The following is a 16,152-nucleotide window of genomic DNA, read 5'->3' as shown; positions in this document are numbered from 1 at the left end:
TAAATACCTAGTGATAAAGTTTCATTTCTAGCTTATTGTTCGCTTTTGGATAAAATAAACATCTTTAATACTAGGTATTAAAACCCATAAAAGCTATTGCTGTTCATTTTTTCTGTAACTATATTGCTTTTTTTCTGAAAACTAATAATCTTTAACTATAGGTTTCTTTCTATAAGAAGGAGGAGTTGAGTTTGCGGAAAAAGAAGGCATTCTCTCGAAAATTGCTTGTTTTAACAGCAGGAGCTGCTATTGTGGCACCAGCATTAAGCCCGGTGGAGGGGGCTTCAGCGCAAGGCGCCTCGTTTACGGATGTGTCCGCGCGCTATGCGGAAGCTGTATCTTATCTAACGAGTAAACAGATTACCAATGGATTAACGGCCAGCCGCTTTGGCACGGATGTCTCTATTTCACGTGTAGATGCGGCCATACAGCTGGCAACAGCTTTAGGTCTCGACCCGCAAGGCGCATACAAAAATGCCGGTTTTACGGACATACCCGCACGCGGTCAATGGGCGGTCAATGCATTGGCCGAGAAGGGGATTCTATCTGGCAAAAAACCGGGCACCTTCGCTTCTCATGAGCCGATCACCCGCAATGAGATGGCACGGGTCGCCACTCTTGCCTACGAACTGAAAGTGGACGAAGCTGTCACGAAAACAGCATTCACTGATGTGAGCCCTAAATGGGCCAAGTATGTCGCCTCTCTTGTCGAGAACGGCATCGTTCAAGGAAAAACAAGCAGCCATTTCGGCTCTGCTGACCCAGTAAAGCGCGGTGAATGGGCGCTGCTGCTTTACAATTTGCATAAGATGTCCGGGAAATCATTTGATTTGACGATCATGCATACAAATGATACTCATGCCCATATTGAAAACGCAGCCAGAAAAGTAACGGCTATTAAAGAGGTGAGGGGAGCCAAGCCAGATGCTTTGCTGCTAGATGCGGGAGATGTATTTTCGGGCACGTTGTATTTTAACGAGTATCTGGGACAAGCTGACTTAGAGTTTATGAACCTGGTCGGCTATGATGCCATGACGTTTGGCAATCATGAGTTTGATTTAGGAACGAAGCCGCTGGCTGACTTTATCGCAAAAGCTAAATTTCCATTCGTTAGCTCGAATGTAAACTTTACAAGCGATGAAAACATTAAAGGGTTCCAAATGAACGGAATTTCAGCTCTTCCAAAGGATGGAACGGTGTACGGCGGCATTATTAAAGAGGTCAACGGAGAAAAAGTCGGCATCTTTGGTTTGACAACAGCGGAGACGAAGGAGATTTCGAGCCCTGGAAAGGTCGTCTTTGACGACTATTTGGAGAAATCGAAAGAAACAGTCGCTGCCTTTGAGAAACAGGGGGTCAATAAAATTATTGCTTTAACGCACATCGGCTTTCAAGATGGCGGCGGAGACAATGATAGGACGCTCGCAAAGGAAGTAGAGGGCATTGATGTAATTGTCGGCGGGCATTCTCATGACCAGTTGAAGGAGCCGGTACTGGAAACGACGGGAAAAGAACCGACCGTCATCGTACAGGCAAATGAATACAATAAGTTTCTCGGTACGCTGGATGTTACCTTTGATAAGCACGGAAAAGTCATTGGACAGGCTGGACAATTAATAGAAATTGACGCTAAAAATGCAGATGGCACTTACGTATTAAAGGATGATCCGGAAGCGGCAAGCATTTTAGCCGAGAAGTACAAGCCGGCAGTCGATGAAAAGAAAAAGACGATAGTCGGAAAGTCAGCGGTTGCTTTAAATGGAGAGCGGGCGGAGGTACGGACGAAAGAGACGAACCTTGGTAATTTGATCACAGATAGCATGCTGGAAAAGGCAAAAACGATCAACAAAAATGCTGTTATTGCCCTGCAAAATGGCGGCGGCATCCGCGCCTCCATTAATGAAGGCGACATTACCCTTGATGAAGTGCTGACAGTGATGCCATTTGGCAATTCATTGGCGATCATGAATATAACAGGGGCGGAAATCCGGGCAGCGCTGGAGCATAGCGTTAAAGAAGCACCGGGGCAATCGGGCGGCTTTTTGCAGGTATCAGGACTTACATTTACGTATGACAGCAGCAAACCGGCCGGCCAGCGGGTACAGACAGTGGAAGTGAAAAAGCCATCTGGGTATGAACCGCTTTCCGATCAGGAATCTTATGTAGTCGCTACCAATACATTTACAGCAAAAGGCGGAGATGGCTACAGCATGTTTGGCCAAGCTTATCAAGAAGGCAGAGTTAGTGAGCCAGGCTTTGTGGATTGGGAAATGTTTAGAGAATATCTCGAGGCAACTCCTAATGTGGCACCGCAGGCAGAGCAGCGAATTACTGATGTTCACCAATAAATTGAAAGCGCCGGGAGCTAGCTGTTTGCCCGGCGCTTTCTTATAAGGAAAGGATATGATTTTTTATTCATAGTCCCATTTGCCTTTTGCCATACTAATAGCAACCATCATTTATTTGCCCATTGACTTAAATTGATTCATCAGTTTGCCGCGGGATTTTTCATTTCTGAGCAGGTAGGCTGCTCCCAGAGCTAACGCGGCCATGGCCGTTTTGTTGCCTCGTGATTTGTTCTTTTTCATAAATAGTTGCACGCTCCTTTAATCAGCTGTTTTTACTGTAATAAATCATGTACATATCATAGATATTCCCTAAAATGTATGAAATAAACGAAAGCTGGGGCCAGCACATAGATACTTACCTAGACAAATATCAGATTATTTCTTCTTTTTTTATGCAGACAGTGTTATAATCTTTCAAATAAAACTTTTTCCATCAAGAAAATCTAACTATGCTTAAGGAGTGAACTGGGAATGAAGGTATGTAAATTTGGGGGGACGTCCGTAGCGAGTGCAGCACAGATCAAGAAGGTTGCTGCCATCATTAAAGAAGATGCTACGCGCAAAATTGTTGTCGTTTCCGCCCCAGGTAAACGCTTTGATGAGGATATCAAAGTCACCGATCTGCTGATCAGCCTGGCAGAAGCCGCTCTTTCAGGAGAAAATGCGGAACAAGAACTGCAGGCGGTTGTAGAGCGATATGCCGATATAGCAGCTGAGCTTGGGCTCAGTGATGAAATTGTCCGGGTAATTGAGCAGGACTTGCGCGACCGTGTGCAGCAACAGAAAGATAACCGCGACTTGTTTGTGGATCAGTTAAAGGCGAGCGGGGAAGATAATAACGCGAAGTTAATTGCTGCCTACTTTTCAAGCATTGGCCTTGAAGCAGAATATGTCAATCCGAAAGAAGCCGGCTTAATTGTCAGTGATGAGCCTGGACGAGCCCGTGCGCTGCCGGAAGCTTATGAGAATTTGCGCCATTTGCGCGACCGTAAAGGCATCGTTGTCTTTCCAGGATTTTTCGGCTATTCCCAAGATGGCGTTATGATGACGTTTGCCCGTGGAGGGTCCGATATTACTGGCTCCATTTTAGCGGCTGCCATCGGTGCCGAGCTTTATGAAAACTTTACTGATGTAGACTCTGTTTTTGCAGCGAATCCGAAAGTGGTCGATCAGCCGGTTGAAATTAAACGAATGACTTACCGGGAAATGCGTGAGCTGTCTTACGCCGGATTTTCCGTTTTCCATGACGAAGCGCTTATGCCGGCCTTCCAGCATTCTGTACCGGTCTGCATTAAAAATACAAACAATCCTTCCGCAGAAGGCACGATGATTGTAGCAGAACGCGAATATTCTAAAAGCCCGGTTATCGGCATTGCTGCAGATGGCGGCTTCTCAACGATTTATGTCAGCAAATATTTAATGAACCGCGAGCTTGGATTTGGCCGCCGCCTGCTGCAAATCCTTGAGGAAGAAGACATCTCCTATGAGCATACACCATCTGGTATTGATGATTTGTCTGTGATTGTGCGCAGTCACCAGCTATCGCCGGAAAAGGAAGAACGGATCATTAAAAAATGCCGTGAAGAATTAAAGGTAGATGATGTTCATATTGATCATCACTTTGCCATGATTGTTCTGGTCGGTGAAGGAATGAACAACACCAAAGGCTTGACTGCCAGAGCGACTACGGCGATTTCACAAGCCGGAGCGAATATCGAGATGATTAACCAAGGTTCATCTGAGGTCAGCCTAGTCTTCGGTATTAAGGAAGAGGATACAAATAATGTATTAAAGGCGTTATATAAAGAGTTTTTTAGCACAACGGCCGTCCTTGGCGTGTAATTGGGTCATATAAACAAAAAATCCGTCTGCCTGGACGGATTTTTTGTTTATTTTTCTATAGTTACACACCGTTTATTAGCTGATACAACAGCCGCCGCCTGTGCAACAGCTGCAACTGTGTTGGCGTAGTCCTGTGTATTGACCATGTACTTAGCCTTCACTAATGGTTGTCTGCTGTTATTAACAATATACGTTGGAGGGACTTTGTTCAGCGAAAGAGCCAGAATATCTTCCTGACATCTTGGACATGTACAGGAAAGGTGCAAATAATCAAGCTGGTCAGCAATGATTCCCTTTACAATATCCTCCATTACATTATACACCGCCATATTTACGCCCCCATTCTTTCCTGATTATAACATTTTCAGTAAAAAAGATTAACAGCTATTTTTTGGCGGATATAAAAAACCCGGAAGATGCAAAAGCATGTTCCGGACTCGTCAATCACTTGCCTATTTTTAATAATTAGCTGGATATTTTCTCCAGAATACTATGATGGTTCATGCGCACGCGATGTGCATTTTGATAAGATTTGCGCAGCTGCTGTGTTTCCAGTCTTTCTTTAATTTTCGGCAGCATAATGGCCGCAACTAATCCATAAGCTAATAATTTTTTGGCGTTCATCTTTCTTCATCTCCGTTCTTAAAAGTTCGTCTGATCCTATTTACCCGACAATCATCAAGTAGAAACGTGATCCTTCTTTTGCTGTTATGTAACTAGGGGGCAAAATGCTTTAAAAAAGCGGGTTGAAGCCAGTGAAACTATACTCTTTCTTATTATAGCATAAACTGGATGAAATTAAACGAAAACACCCTCTTGTATGAAAATTATGGTATTTAATCGATTTCAGAACCAAGTAACAATAAAATTTTCCTGTCTTCTCCTTTTTTGGTCTGTTTGCCGAAATCGCTATAAAAATAGATAGACGTCTGGTTCTAAAGACACTATAATGTTTCCATTAGCAATAAGAGATTCTAGCACTTTATAAATAAAACGGGAGGAAGAAGGATGGGGATCAGTTCAAGGCTGCGAAAGGCAGCAGCAGCGGGGACGATGGCTTTCGCAGTTTCATGTGCTTGGTTTGGAACAGGAGAAGAATTAGTGAGAGCTGCGGAACAGCCGCAGTTATCAATAGGACAAAAGTTTCAAGGAGAGTATGAAAAAGGAGAGCTCGTGATTCGTTTTAGCCATCCGCTGGCTGAAAGGGAGCGTCAAGCCATTTATGCGAAGCACGGATTGTCTGAAGAAGGTGTGCTGGCGAATGGGCTTTTTGCCAATGTTTCCATTAAAAATAAACAGGAGCTCGCTCAAACAGCTGCGGACTTAATGAAAGAAACGGCGGTCAAGCAGGCAGAGCCGAATTACCAGCTGACAAGCCAGTTTAAACCGAGTGATTCCTACTATAACAAGCAATGGTTTCATACGAAAATTAATGCTCCGAAAGCGTGGGATCGGACGCGCGGCAGTTCACAAATTACGGTTGCAGTGATTGACGGCGGCGTGGACACACGGCACAGCGAATTCAAAAATCGCATAGTCAAGCCTTATAATGCAGTGACCGGAAGCACGGTTTTGCCTGCCGACAGTCATGGCACGCATGTAGCCGGCATTATCGGTGCCGCTATGGATGGAGCGGGGGTAACCGGTGTTGCTCCGGAGGTAAAGCTCATGCCGATTAATGTATTTGAAGGTGAATATGCCGACAGCTATACTATCGCAGAAGCAATCATTTATGCGGCAGATAAAGGCGCTGACATTCTGAATCTCAGTTTTGGAAGCTACTCGTACAGCGATATTCTTGAGTATGCCGCTGATTATGCAATAAAAAAAGGGTCAGTTGTCATTGCGGCTGCGGGAAATGAAAACGTAAGCTTGCCCTTTTACCCTGCCGCGTTGTCGAATGTCATTGCGGTGAGCGCGACTAATTCAGCCGATGAAATCACCGATTTTTCTAATTTTGGCCGTTATATTAATCTATCAGCGCCGGGAGAATCGATTTTCTCGACAGCGCCGAAAAATTCATATCGTTATATGGATGGCACTTCTATGGCAACACCGGTCGTTTCAGGAGCGGCAGGCCTGGTTTTATCAAAGAACCCTTTTCTTTCTCCGCAGCAGGTGACACGAATTTTATACAATTCATCGATTGATTTAGGAGATCGTTCGTGGGATGCTTTTTACGGCAATGGACGGGTGGATGTGCATAAAGCGCTGGCAGCAACCCCTGAACCGATGGGAGAAATTTCGCTTAATATGAAAGAGATGAAAGTAACAGGCAGCAGCAATTTAAGAGCAGGGATGGCCGTTAGCGGCAACATGAGAGGTACGATCTATGTAGAAAATGCAAGCGGAAAAAATATCCGAACGCTTGTAAAAGGAGCTGCACCGCAAAAAGGCGGCTTTGTTGCTTACTGGAATGGAAAGCTTGATAACGGCTCCTTAGCACCGGCGGGACAATATTCAATTGTTTTTCGAACAGCTGATAACCGTCAGTTTTTAACGAAGAAGGCGCCGTTTAAAGTGGTTCGCAACTTGTCGCCAGCCATTCAAGCGGAGACGGATCATGTAACGTCTTCTGCCTCTGCTGACAAAGGGTTGAATGTTAAATTTACCATCAATAAAAGCTTGTTTGTTACAGCCGCCGTTTACAATGAGAAAGGAAAGCTCGTTAAATCGCTGATGACAAAAAAAGCATTGCCTGCCCGCAGCCATTATGTTTTCTGGGACGGCACAAATGGCAACTTGAAAAAAATGCCTGAAGGCTCTTATCAGCTAGTCATGACGGGCACAGACTTAGAGAACCAGCAGGCAACAGCAAAGGTGGCCATCACCTTAAATTAGACTGTACCAAGAAGGAAAATTAAACAAAAAATCTCCGGGCAACTGCTCGGAGATTTTATTTTTGTACAGACATCACTCGGGCTGTTTTTCGCTTATCGAGCATTTTTTTGACGATAGGATAAAGAAGGGGACCGTATTTAAGCGCTAATTTAACCAGTGAAGCGAAGCCTCTTTTTTTGCTCATTCTATTTACCACCTTTTTGAGAGTGTTCATCTTAAAGATAAGTTTCCCTTTTTAAAAATTATTAAACAAAGTACCATGCTTCTATTTTGAATGATATAATAAAAGGGATATTTTACTAGAAAAGGGGAAAATGATGAAAAAAATAGTGTATCTGTTTATGGCTGTTGTCATGATCTGTTCCTCTGCACTCTTATTTCCGCCTTCAAAAGCGGAAGCCGCTGTGGTTTGGGACGGAATGGAGCTGAAGGAAGGCACGATTGGAAAAGTAACGATTCTAAAGGATACTCCTTTGTTTCAACGGTCCAAAGGGAAAATTGTTAAAGTCCGGACACTGAAAAAAGGACAAACAGCCAGTGTATTTGCGGTAACGAAAGGCTATTATCACCTGTACAAAAAAACGTTTATTAAGAAAAATTCCTATGCTAAATTTACGCCTGTTCCAGAAGATGTTCAGTATGAACTGAACAAGGAATACCGCACTGTTTACTATGGGCTGAAGCTCAACAAGAAGCATGACTATACATATTATGATACCCAAAAAGGTGCTCAAGAATGGACGTATAGAGGGGCTGCATATGGCTGGGAAGTTTGGAACATAAATGGAAAAAGAGGGTATGCTTATCGAGAAGGAAAAGATTGGATGCGTCTAGGCGTAGCTAATTCCGATTCGATCTTTTTAAATATTAAGCTGCCGCTAAAAAAAGGAAGCTATTGGAAGGATGACATTAATGGAACTCATTACCGGGTTCTGTCAGTAAACAAAACAGTTAAAACACCGGCGGGCACCTTCCGTCATGTAATCGAAATTAAAGACTCCGAGAAACTCTATTACTATTTTGCGCCAAATGTAGGGCTGATTCTTAAAGTAGATGATAACGGCAAAAATCCAAAACGAGTGTTTGAGCTTAAAAAAATAAATTAATTGCTGCACCTTCATTCTTTGGGATGAAGATTCAGTTGATCGACAAAAGGGGTTCGGAAGAGGTTTCTGCCGAAGCCCTTTTGCTTTTTGTTGAGGGGAAGAAAGCGGAGAGAACGACAAACTTCTCCCAGCTTGTGAATCCGATCATTTGGCTGGTTGTTTTCTCGATGTTCATCTCTGCAAAAAACTTTATTCTTTGGAATGAAGTTTTTTTGCAGAAATGATGCGCCTGCTGAAAAGCCTGTTATAATTAAAGCCGAAACGGGAAGATTGTTAATAAATATGAGTGAAAGAAGGATTTACCCAATATGGATAATTTACAAGCTGGCACGATTGTCACGTTGGATGTGAAAAATGAAGCTCCCTTTGGCTGGTTTTTGACGGATGGAGAAGAAACGGTGCTGCTGCACCATTCAGAGATACAGGAAGGGTTTGATCCGGACGAACCGGTAGAAGTCTTTTTATTTCAGGATCACCAAGGACGCCTTGCTGCTACAATGACGATGCCGCTTATTACCCAGGGGACATATGGATGGGTAGAAGTGGTCGGAGCAGAAGAAAAGCTTGGCGTATTCGTTTCCATCGGCATTACGAAGGATATGCTCGTATCAGAAGATGATTTGCCATTTCTATATTCGGTGCGCCCTATTGTTGGTGACCGTCTTTACTGCACGCTTAAGCTGGATCGAAAAGGCCGCCTGTTCGCTAAGCCGGCGACGGAAGAAGTAATGGCAGAGCAATTTGCCAAAGCTACAAAAAAAGACTTCAATAAAGACATTACCGGAATTGTTTATCGCGCCGCCAAAGTTGGCACGTTTATTATCACGGCAGAAGGCTACCGCGGATTTATTCATGAATCCCAGCGGCAAGTCGAGCCGCGCCTTGGACAAAAAGTAGACGGCCGCATCATCGATGTGAAGGAAGATGGATCGGTAAATGTTTCCCTGCTTGGCCGCAGGCAGGAAGCCCAGCAAGATGATGCTGAAAAAGTATATGCGTACTTGCTGCAGAGAGGCGGCTCAATGCCATACAGCGATAAAAGCTTTCCTGAAGAAATTGATAAGCGCTTTTCCATGAGCAAAGGGGCTTTCAAGCGGGCGCTTGGGAAGCTGATGAAGGAAAAGAAAGTGTATCAGGAAGATGGATGGACCTATCAAGTGAAAGAATAAAGACAGCAGACTGCCGGAAAAAATCGGCAGTTTTTTTGTTGACAAAATGTTTGGAAGAAATTATTATATCAATAAGTGATATATCAATTGTGGATATATTAGTAATGGATATAGAAGGTGAGCGATTGAAAAAAGAAGATATGGAACAACTAACGGACCCGGCTTACTATATTCTTCTATCTGTGTTGGAAGAAAGGCACGGGTATGCCATCATGCAATACATTGAATCTATTTCTGGCGGAGAATTCACAGTCGGGCCGGCTACCCTTTACACGCTTGTGAAAAAACTTGAAAAGTCCGGGCTGATCGTACTGCTGGAATCACCGGGCGATCGCAGAAAAATATACAAGGCTACAGAAAAAGGCAAGCTGATTCTGCGCAGCGAGGTAGAAAGAAGAAGTCGGATGGTCCAGCACGGAGAACGTGCATTTCAATTGTTAAAGGAGAGGGGAAACGATGGGGAAACAGAAGAATAGGCGTTATATGTCGTCGGGCGGATTGGCATTTAGTGAAGAAAAAGATATGAAGAAGCTGAGCAAAATGGCAGAGAAGGGATGGATTCTTCATTCCTTTGCTCCAATGGGCTACACGCTTCACAAAAGCAATCCGCGCCATCTGATTTATAGTCTGGATTATCAATATGTGCCAAAGGAAGAACTCGAAGATTACTATGATGTCTTTCGGGCTGGCGGCTGGCAGCCGGTCTGCTCAGAAGGAAATATGCACATCTTCTCGGCTGCCCCTGGAACGAGACCCATTTATACCGATCGGTCAACAGTGGTTGAAAAGTATAAGCAAGCAAAGGGGGGAATCGGCAAAGCTGTCGTCTTTCTTTTTGCTGTCACAATCATTCTTTATGCGGCAACAACAGTGTTTTTTCCAGATAGTATGGCAGATCATGAGGTGGTTTTCTGGATACGCATGCTGCCGGTGATTTTTCTTTTTCCAGCTCTTTTGACTTGGCTGGCTTATCAAGTAAGAATCGGCCGGCAAAAAGACTGACCGCTTCTCCGTTTTTTGCTGCTTTTCTGAGCCTTTCGGGAGAAAGATAGACCTCTTCCGGTCAGTGATTCTCTTCCCCAAGCTATAAAAAATATAGAAAGGAATGATACCGGCTAAATAGTTATGCTGGACTGTTTTTCAAAAACAGTCCTCTTTTGATGCACTCCGTTGGTTGGAACAGAAGGCGCGCAGACTCCGCCCGCCCCGCGGAAAGCGAAGCGCCTGGAGTCTCAAGCAACCGTTCCATCCATCAGCACAATAAAAAAAGACTCCAGGCAAGCTCGACTTTCATCGAAGTTGCTTGGAGTCTCAAGCAGTTCAAACGCTGCTTTTTTCATTTATTCGTAGTCATTTGAGATTTTTAGCTTATCAATAATTGTAAAGAAGATACTGACGAGAATGGCGATGACTGTCGCAAGAGCCATTCCTTTTAATTCAAAGTCCTGAATTTTTAAAGTGGCGCCGCTAAGACCAATAACGAGCACAACAGTCGTTAAAATCATATTGGTCGCCTTAGAATAATCCACTTTCGATTCCACGAGCATCCGCAAGCCGGATACAGCGATGCTTCCGAACAACAGGAGGGAAAGGCCGCCCATAACCGCCGCTGGAATCGTGGAAATTAAAGCTGCCAGCTTGCCGAGAAACGACAAGATAATAGCCATGACGGCCGCTCCGCCGATCACCCAAGTGGAATACACTTTCGTTAAAGCTAAAACGCCGATATTCTCCCCATAGGTCGTATTCGGTGTTGAGCCGACAAAGCCGGAAATCACGGTTGAAATCCCGTTGCCGAGTAAAGAAGTGCCAAGACCCGGCTTTTTCATTAAGTCCCGGTCAACGATATTTTGTGTAACAACCAGATGGCCAATATGTTCGGCAATAACAACGAGAGAAGCCGGCAAAATGATCATAATGCTGGACCAGTCAAACTCTGGACGGTAGAAGGTCGGCAAAGCAAACCAGGCTGCTTCTTTGACCGGCTGAAAGTCAACAAGCCCATAAAAGACAGCAATAACATAGCCCGCTACAATGCCGATAAGGATCGGAATAATCCGCAAAAATCCGCGGAACATGACGTTGCCGATAATGGTGATCCCCAGCGTCAGCAAGGAAACGGTAATCACATCCCGATCAGGTACCCATTTGGCCGGATCGGCATCGCCTGACGGAATCAAACCTGCCATGCCGGCAGCAACTGGCACTAACTCAAGCCCGATGACGGCAACAATGGCTCCCATAGCTGCAGGCGGAAAAATAACATCCACCCATTTTGTTCCGACTGCCCGAATAATAAGCGCGACTAAAATAAAGACAATCCCCGTAGCAATGAAACCGCCAAGCGCCATTCCATAGCTTTTGGTTGATAAAACAAAGAGCACCGGTGAAATAAAGGCAAAGCTGGAACCGAGGTACGCAGGAATTTGGCCTTTACACAAAATGAGATAAATTAACGTTCCAACACCATTCATTAATAAAATGGTGGCCGGATTGATCCCGAATAAAACCGGGACAAGCACCGTTGACCCGAACATTGCGAACAAGTGCTGCAAACTAAGCGGGATCATCGCCGGAATTGGCGGCCGCTCATCAACTTGATAGGTACGCATAAATACCCTCCCTTTATCCAACACAAATTGTAGCTATTATACAGCAAGTCGGCGTGGAATTTCTATAAGAAATTAAAATATTTATGAAAATCAGGAGGCTCCCTCTGTTTAGTCTAGTGTATTACGGACAAACCATTCCTATGAAAAAAATCACCATCCAGAGATGGCGATTTTCAATCATTCGCTAATATTTTCTACAGGGATTCCCGCTGCAATCAAATCATTTTCATCAAAAAGTCCATCCCCGTTTATATCAACGGTTACATCATTGACATCAATCACTCCGTCTCCATTTATATCGCTTATGCTGCTGGCTGCGTCATCTGCAGGCGGCTGCCAGCTGTCGGTGCCTGCATCCGGTGCGTTCATATCCTCTTCATATATTTCAGTGCCAGGAGAGTCCTCTTCGTATGTATCTCCTTCACCTGCCGGCTGTTCCGGCACGTCATATTCCTCATCGTACTCATTATCGTCTGTTTCTGGAGCCGCCTCTTCCTCATCGAAATAGCCCTCTTCCTCCCAGAAGTCCTGATAAAAGAGATCGCCGTTTTCATTGTAGAATAAGGCGCTGACTTCTGCTTCTGTCATTGGTTTCTGAATCCATCCCTGAATTAGGCTATGAATGCTTTTGACCGGGATGCTGAAGCCGATCGCGTCTTGGCCCATTTGTTTAGCGGAGTTGATGGCAAGCACTTTCCCGGTTGTTTTGGACACGAGCGGGCCGCCGCTGCTTCCGGGGGCGATAGCAGCGGATGTTTGATAAACGCCGTCATAGGAGAAGTCCCCGATATAAAAGCTGCGGTCTACACCGGTAATATGACCAAGGGTCGCCGTGTTTTCAAGCGAAAGCGGGCTGCCAAAAGCGATTACCTCCTCACCGACTTTGGCTTTGCTGCTCTTTTCAAGTGAGAGCGGGACCTGTCCGGCTAGGTCAGGCACCCGAATGACGGCGACATCCACCGTATTTGAATAACCGATAATTTTCCCGTCATGGGTGTTGCCATTTTTATCTTTTACACTTACCGCATGAGATCCCTCGACTACATGAGCATTCGTCACGACGTCCCCTTGTTTATTGACAAGGAAGCCGGAGCCTTGGCCGGTATCTGTGAACAGCGTATATACTTTCGTCTGCACTTCTGCAATAGTGTCTGTTAAGGCTTTTTGTTCTTTTTTCGATAGGTTTTTTGGAAGAGCAACAGTTTGCTTGGCTGTTTCAGCGGGCGGCTGATTCGTTCCTTTGACTGGAGCTACAGCGGTTTCTTTTGGGGTTTCTTTGCCGGATTCTGAAAACATATAGATGATCGCCCCGGCAAAGGCAACAATACTGATGAGGCAAAGAGTAAATAAAAGCTTCACAGGGGAAAAGGCTTTCTTCTTCGATCCGCAGCCAGGGCAAAAGCGTGCTTGGCTGCCCATATTTGATCCGCAGCGCGGGCAATACATAGAAAACACCTCCATAATAGTAAAATAGTTTCATTTATTATTATAAGTAATAAGTAGTGTATAAGGAATAAAAATATAGGAAAAAAGTCTTTTCGGGAAGCGGCAAAAGAAAGAGCCATCCTCTTTCCTGTTTTTCAAGGATGTTTCTTTAAAGAGGAAGAAGAGAGGGAAAAGAAAGAGAAGGCGAACGAAAATATAAAAAAGACAAAAAATGTTCGTAATTTTTTCGAGGCGCTTTAATAAAGCAATGAAAGCGGTATCAGCAAGAAAGATAAGGAAAAGTTGACGGACCGCCCCTTGATAAGTAGGAAGGAATAATTTATAATTCATGAATATTATTAATGTATAAATTTTCAGATTTCCAAATTTAAAATGAATGAGGGAGTTCACGTGAAGAGAGTATACAATTTTTCGGCAGGACCTTCAATGTTGCCGCTGCCAGTATTGGAAAAAGCACAAACAGAATTAGTCAATTATGCAGACTCTGGTATGTCAGTCATGGAGTTAAGCCATCGTTCGGGATTATTCACAGACATCATTACCGGAGCGGAGCAGTTGCTGAGAGATTTAATGAACATTCCGGATAATTATAAAGTACTGTTTGTTCAAGGAGGCGCTTCGCAGCAATTTGCTATGGTGCCGCTTAACCTGCTGGCAAACAGCAAAAAAGCGGATTATGTGAACACTGGTTCATGGTCTAAAAAAGCGATTAAGGAAGCGAAGAAGTATGGAGAGGTTCGTGTGATTGCTTCTTCAGAAGATAAAAACTTCAGCTATATTCCTGAATTAACGAGCAGCATGATTGATCCGGAAGCGGATTATGTACATATTACGACGAACAATACTATAGAAGGAACAGCCTTCCAAAACATTCCTGATACAGGCGGTGTGCCGCTTGTCGCAGATATGTCTTCTAATATTTTATCGGAAGAAATTGATGTATCGAAATTCGGTTTAATTTATGCTGGTGCTCAGAAGAACATTGGTCCCGCTGGATTGACGGTTGTCATTATTAGAGAAGACTTGATCGGCCATGCGCCGGAAAGCTGCCCGACAATGCTGGATTACAAAACGCACAGCGAAAGCGGTTCTTTATATAATACACCGCCAACGTACGGCATCTATATGGCCAAGCTTGTATTTGAGTGGCTGAAGGAGCTTGGAGGATTAAAGGAAATGGAGAAGATTAACCGGAAAAAAGCAGAGCTGCTTTACGGTTTTCTTGGTCAATCAGCTATGTTCCAATCTCCGGTTCAAGAAGACAGCCGTTCCATTATGAACATTCCTTTCGTGTCGCCATCTGCTGAACTTGATGCGGCATTCGTGAAGGAAGCCAAGGAAGCGGGACTTGAAACATTAAAGGGCCACCGCTCTGTTGGCGGCATGCGCGCAAGCATTTATAATGCCATGCCGGTTGAAGGGGTCGAAGCCCTGGTTGAATTTATGAAACACTTCGAAGAAAAACATGCACAATAAAAGGGGAGACGGACAGTTGTTTACTATTCAAACGCTAAATAATATTGCCCAATGCGGCTTGAACGTTTTTGATGAAGAAAACTTTACGATCGACAATGATAGCCAAAATCCTGATGCCATTGTTTTGCGCAGCTTTAACATGCATGATATGGAAATCGGTGATAATGTGAAAGCTGTTGCTCGTGCCGGTGCAGGTGTAAATAATATTCCGGTCAGCGATTATACAGAACGCGGCATCGTTGTTTTTAATACACCGGGAGCTAATGCAAATGCAGTAAAAGAGCTTGTGCTCACTTCTTTGATGGCTTCTTCTCGTAACGTATTTGCGGGCATCGCCTGGACGAGAGATCTTCAAGGCCAAGGAGACCAAATTCCGAAGCTTGTGGAAGCCGGCAAAAAGCAGTTTGTCGGAAAGGAAATCAAAGGAAAAACACTTGGTGTCATTGGTCTTGGTGCTGTCGGCGCGCTTGTTGCCAACGATGCACTCGACTTGGATATGGATGTCATCGGCTTTGATCCGTTTATCTCTGTAGATACAGCATGGAATTTATCCCGCAACGTTCAGCGTGCTATGACGATTGAGCAGCTGTTTGCAAACAGTGACTACATCACTGTTCACGTGCCGCTGACAGACAACACAAAAGGCATGTTCAATGAAAAGGCGTTTGATATAATGAAAGAAGGCGTGCATATACTGAACTTCTCCCGCGGCGAGCTTGTGAACGAACAAGACATGGCCGTTGCACTTGAAAGCGGAAAAGTTGGCAAATACATTACGGACTTCCCGAATGAAAACGTCCTGAAAATGAAAAACGCTGTGCCGATTCCGCATCTTGGCGCTTCTACGAAAGAGTCAGAAGAAAATTGTGCTATCATGGCATCTCGCCAAGTAAAGGATTTCTTAGAAACAGGGAATATCAGAAACTCTGTTAATATGCCAAATGCATCTATTCCTTATACAGGAAAGCGCCGTGTAACTGTTTATCACCGCAACATTCCAAACATGGTTGGGCAAATTACTTCTGCTTTGTCTGATTACAGCTTAAATATTGCGGACATGGTGAACAGAAGCCGCGGTGATTATGCTTATACAATGATTGACATTGATAATAAAGTTAATGGCGATGTCATCCCAGGATTAAAGGAAAAAATCGGCCAAATTGAAGGCGTAGTAACTATCCGTGTGATTTAATAAATGAAACATCTGCAGTCGCTTTAGAAGCGGCTGCAGATTTTTTTTGTGAATGGAAAAAATATATAAATAAATGAAACTATTTCCCTTTCTTTTACGTTATTATTAAATGGGTAAACA

General features: G+C 44.2%; 15 protein-coding genes. 9 read left to right on the top strand and 6 right to left on the bottom strand.

The window, feature by feature from the left end:
- The first annotated feature begins 191 nt into the window (after window positions 1-191).
- Window positions 192-2,348, top strand: coding sequence for a 5'-nucleotidase C-terminal domain-containing protein (locus tag B1A98_RS07870; protein WP_063384612.1), 2,157 nt, complete (start codon window positions 192-194; stop codon window positions 2,346-2,348).
- 111 nt (window positions 2,349-2,459) lie between these two features.
- Here B1A98_RS07870 and B1A98_RS20895 read toward each other — a convergent pair whose 3' ends face one another.
- Complete coding sequence (locus tag B1A98_RS20895; protein ID WP_255211748.1) at window positions 2,460-2,588, bottom strand: hypothetical protein; 129 nt, start codon at window positions 2,586-2,588, stop codon at window positions 2,460-2,462.
- Window positions 2,589-2,819: 231 nt separating this feature from the next.
- Here B1A98_RS20895 and B1A98_RS07865 point away from each other — a divergent pair, with 231 nt between their 5' ends.
- Window positions 2,820-4,190, top strand: coding sequence for an aspartate kinase (locus B1A98_RS07865; protein ID WP_063384613.1), 1,371 nt, complete (start codon window positions 2,820-2,822; stop codon window positions 4,188-4,190).
- 47 nt (window positions 4,191-4,237) lie between these two features.
- On the opposite strand, the gene B1A98_RS07860 is transcribed toward B1A98_RS07865, so the two are convergent.
- Together B1A98_RS07860 and B1A98_RS20405 are read right to left on the bottom strand one after the other, a co-directional pair.
- Complete coding sequence (locus tag B1A98_RS07860; protein WP_041095193.1) at window positions 4,238-4,519, bottom strand: late competence development ComFB family protein; 282 nt, start codon at window positions 4,517-4,519, stop codon at window positions 4,238-4,240.
- Window positions 4,520-4,655: 136 nt separating this feature from the next.
- Complete coding sequence (locus B1A98_RS20405) at window positions 4,656-4,814, bottom strand: hypothetical protein (RefSeq protein WP_156136537.1); 159 nt, start codon at window positions 4,812-4,814, stop codon at window positions 4,656-4,658.
- Window positions 4,815-5,198: 384 nt separating this feature from the next.
- Between B1A98_RS20405 and B1A98_RS07855 the strand changes: the two genes are divergently transcribed.
- Window positions 5,199-7,031, top strand: a complete 1,833-nt coding sequence (locus B1A98_RS07855; protein WP_063384614.1) for a S8 family serine peptidase — start codon at window positions 5,199-5,201, stop codon at window positions 7,029-7,031.
- Between the two features lie 55 nt (window positions 7,032-7,086).
- On the opposite strand, the gene B1A98_RS20890 is transcribed toward B1A98_RS07855, so the two are convergent.
- Complete coding sequence (locus tag B1A98_RS20890; RefSeq protein WP_256682626.1) at window positions 7,087-7,215, bottom strand: hypothetical protein; 129 nt, start codon at window positions 7,213-7,215, stop codon at window positions 7,087-7,089.
- A gap of 130 nt (window positions 7,216-7,345) precedes the next feature.
- Between B1A98_RS20890 and B1A98_RS07850 the strand changes: the two genes are divergently transcribed.
- The 4 genes from B1A98_RS07850 (at window position 7,346) to B1A98_RS07830 (ending at window position 10,308) form a co-directional block, all read left to right on the top strand.
- Window positions 7,346-8,137 (top strand): hypothetical protein, encoded by a 792-nt coding sequence (locus B1A98_RS07850; protein WP_125474352.1) that lies wholly within the window; start codon window positions 7,346-7,348, stop codon window positions 8,135-8,137.
- A gap of 308 nt (window positions 8,138-8,445) precedes the next feature.
- Window positions 8,446-9,306: a CvfB family protein gene (locus B1A98_RS07840; RefSeq protein ID WP_041095189.1), complete on the top strand. Its 861-nt coding sequence runs from the start codon at window positions 8,446-8,448 to the stop codon at window positions 9,304-9,306.
- A 125-nt stretch (window positions 9,307-9,431) separates the two neighbouring features.
- The gene (locus B1A98_RS07835) at window positions 9,432-9,782 is read left to right on the top strand and encodes a PadR family transcriptional regulator (protein ID WP_240492447.1); all 351 of its coding nucleotides are present in this window, start codon (window positions 9,432-9,434) and stop codon (window positions 9,780-9,782) included.
- Entirely contained in the window at window positions 9,763-10,308 is a 546-nt protein-coding gene (locus tag B1A98_RS07830) for a DUF2812 domain-containing protein (protein ID WP_063384617.1), read from the top strand. The genes B1A98_RS07835 and B1A98_RS07830 overlap by 20 nt, the downstream gene beginning before the upstream one ends.
- 338 nt (window positions 10,309-10,646) lie before the next feature.
- Here B1A98_RS07830 and uraA read toward each other — a convergent pair whose 3' ends face one another.
- Window positions 10,647-11,918: a uracil permease gene (uraA, locus tag B1A98_RS07825; RefSeq protein ID WP_063384618.1), complete on the bottom strand. Its 1,272-nt coding sequence runs from the start codon at window positions 11,916-11,918 to the stop codon at window positions 10,647-10,649.
- Between the two features lie 177 nt (window positions 11,919-12,095).
- Entirely contained in the window at window positions 12,096-13,364 is a 1,269-nt protein-coding gene (locus tag B1A98_RS07820) for a trypsin-like peptidase domain-containing protein (RefSeq protein ID WP_063384619.1), read from the bottom strand.
- A gap of 390 nt (window positions 13,365-13,754) precedes the next feature.
- Between B1A98_RS07820 and serC the strand changes: the two genes are divergently transcribed.
- Together serC and B1A98_RS07805 are read left to right on the top strand one after the other, a co-directional pair.
- Window positions 13,755-14,840 carry a 3-phosphoserine/phosphohydroxythreonine transaminase gene (serC, locus tag B1A98_RS07810; RefSeq protein WP_063384621.1) on the top strand — a complete coding sequence of 362 codons (1,086 nt, stop codon included), beginning with the start codon at window positions 13,755-13,757 and terminating at the stop codon, window positions 14,838-14,840.
- Window positions 14,830-16,032 (top strand): phosphoglycerate dehydrogenase, encoded by a 1,203-nt coding sequence (locus B1A98_RS07805; RefSeq protein WP_041095178.1) that lies wholly within the window; start codon window positions 14,830-14,832, stop codon window positions 16,030-16,032. The genes serC and B1A98_RS07805 overlap by 11 nt, the downstream gene beginning before the upstream one ends.
- Window positions 16,033-16,152 lie beyond the last annotated feature (120 nt).

It is taken from the genome of Pseudobacillus badius (assembly GCF_002189605.1).
Taxonomy (GTDB): domain Bacteria; phylum Bacillota; class Bacilli; order Bacillales; family Domibacillaceae; genus Pseudobacillus; species Pseudobacillus badius.
Note: the sequence above shows the minus strand (reverse complement) of the source record. Positions and strands in the feature narration are given on the sequence as shown.

What these genes read in the sequence shown, in the direction of transcription:
- B1A98_RS07805 (WP_041095178.1), top strand. Translation starts at nt 14,830, where the DNA reads ATGCACAATAAAAGGGGAGACGGACAGTTGTTTACTATTCAAACGCTA.
- B1A98_RS20890 (WP_256682626.1), bottom strand. Translation starts at nt 7,215, where the DNA reads ATGAGCAAAAAAAGAGGCTTCGCTTCACTGGTTAAATTAGCGCTTAAA.
- uraA (WP_063384618.1), bottom strand. Translation starts at nt 11,918, where the DNA reads ATGCGTACCTATCAAGTTGATGAGCGGCCGCCAATTCCGGCGATGATC.
- B1A98_RS07855 (WP_063384614.1), top strand. Translation starts at nt 5,199, where the DNA reads ATGGGGATCAGTTCAAGGCTGCGAAAGGCAGCAGCAGCGGGGACGATG.
- B1A98_RS07850 (WP_125474352.1), top strand. Translation starts at nt 7,346, where the DNA reads ATGATGAAAAAAATAGTGTATCTGTTTATGGCTGTTGTCATGATCTGT.
- B1A98_RS07830 (WP_063384617.1), top strand. Translation starts at nt 9,763, where the DNA reads ATGGGGAAACAGAAGAATAGGCGTTATATGTCGTCGGGCGGATTGGCA.
- B1A98_RS07860 (WP_041095193.1), bottom strand. Translation starts at nt 4,519, where the DNA reads ATGGCGGTGTATAATGTAATGGAGGATATTGTAAAGGGAATCATTGCT.
- B1A98_RS07820 (WP_063384619.1), bottom strand. Translation starts at nt 13,364, where the DNA reads ATGTATTGCCCGCGCTGCGGATCAAATATGGGCAGCCAAGCACGCTTT.
- B1A98_RS07840 (WP_041095189.1), top strand. Translation starts at nt 8,446, where the DNA reads ATGGATAATTTACAAGCTGGCACGATTGTCACGTTGGATGTGAAAAAT.
- B1A98_RS20895 (WP_255211748.1), bottom strand. Translation starts at nt 2,588, where the DNA reads ATGAAAAAGAACAAATCACGAGGCAACAAAACGGCCATGGCCGCGTTA.
- B1A98_RS07865 (WP_063384613.1), top strand. Translation starts at nt 2,820, where the DNA reads ATGAAGGTATGTAAATTTGGGGGGACGTCCGTAGCGAGTGCAGCACAG.
- B1A98_RS20405 (WP_156136537.1), bottom strand. Translation starts at nt 4,814, where the DNA reads ATGAACGCCAAAAAATTATTAGCTTATGGATTAGTTGCGGCCATTATG.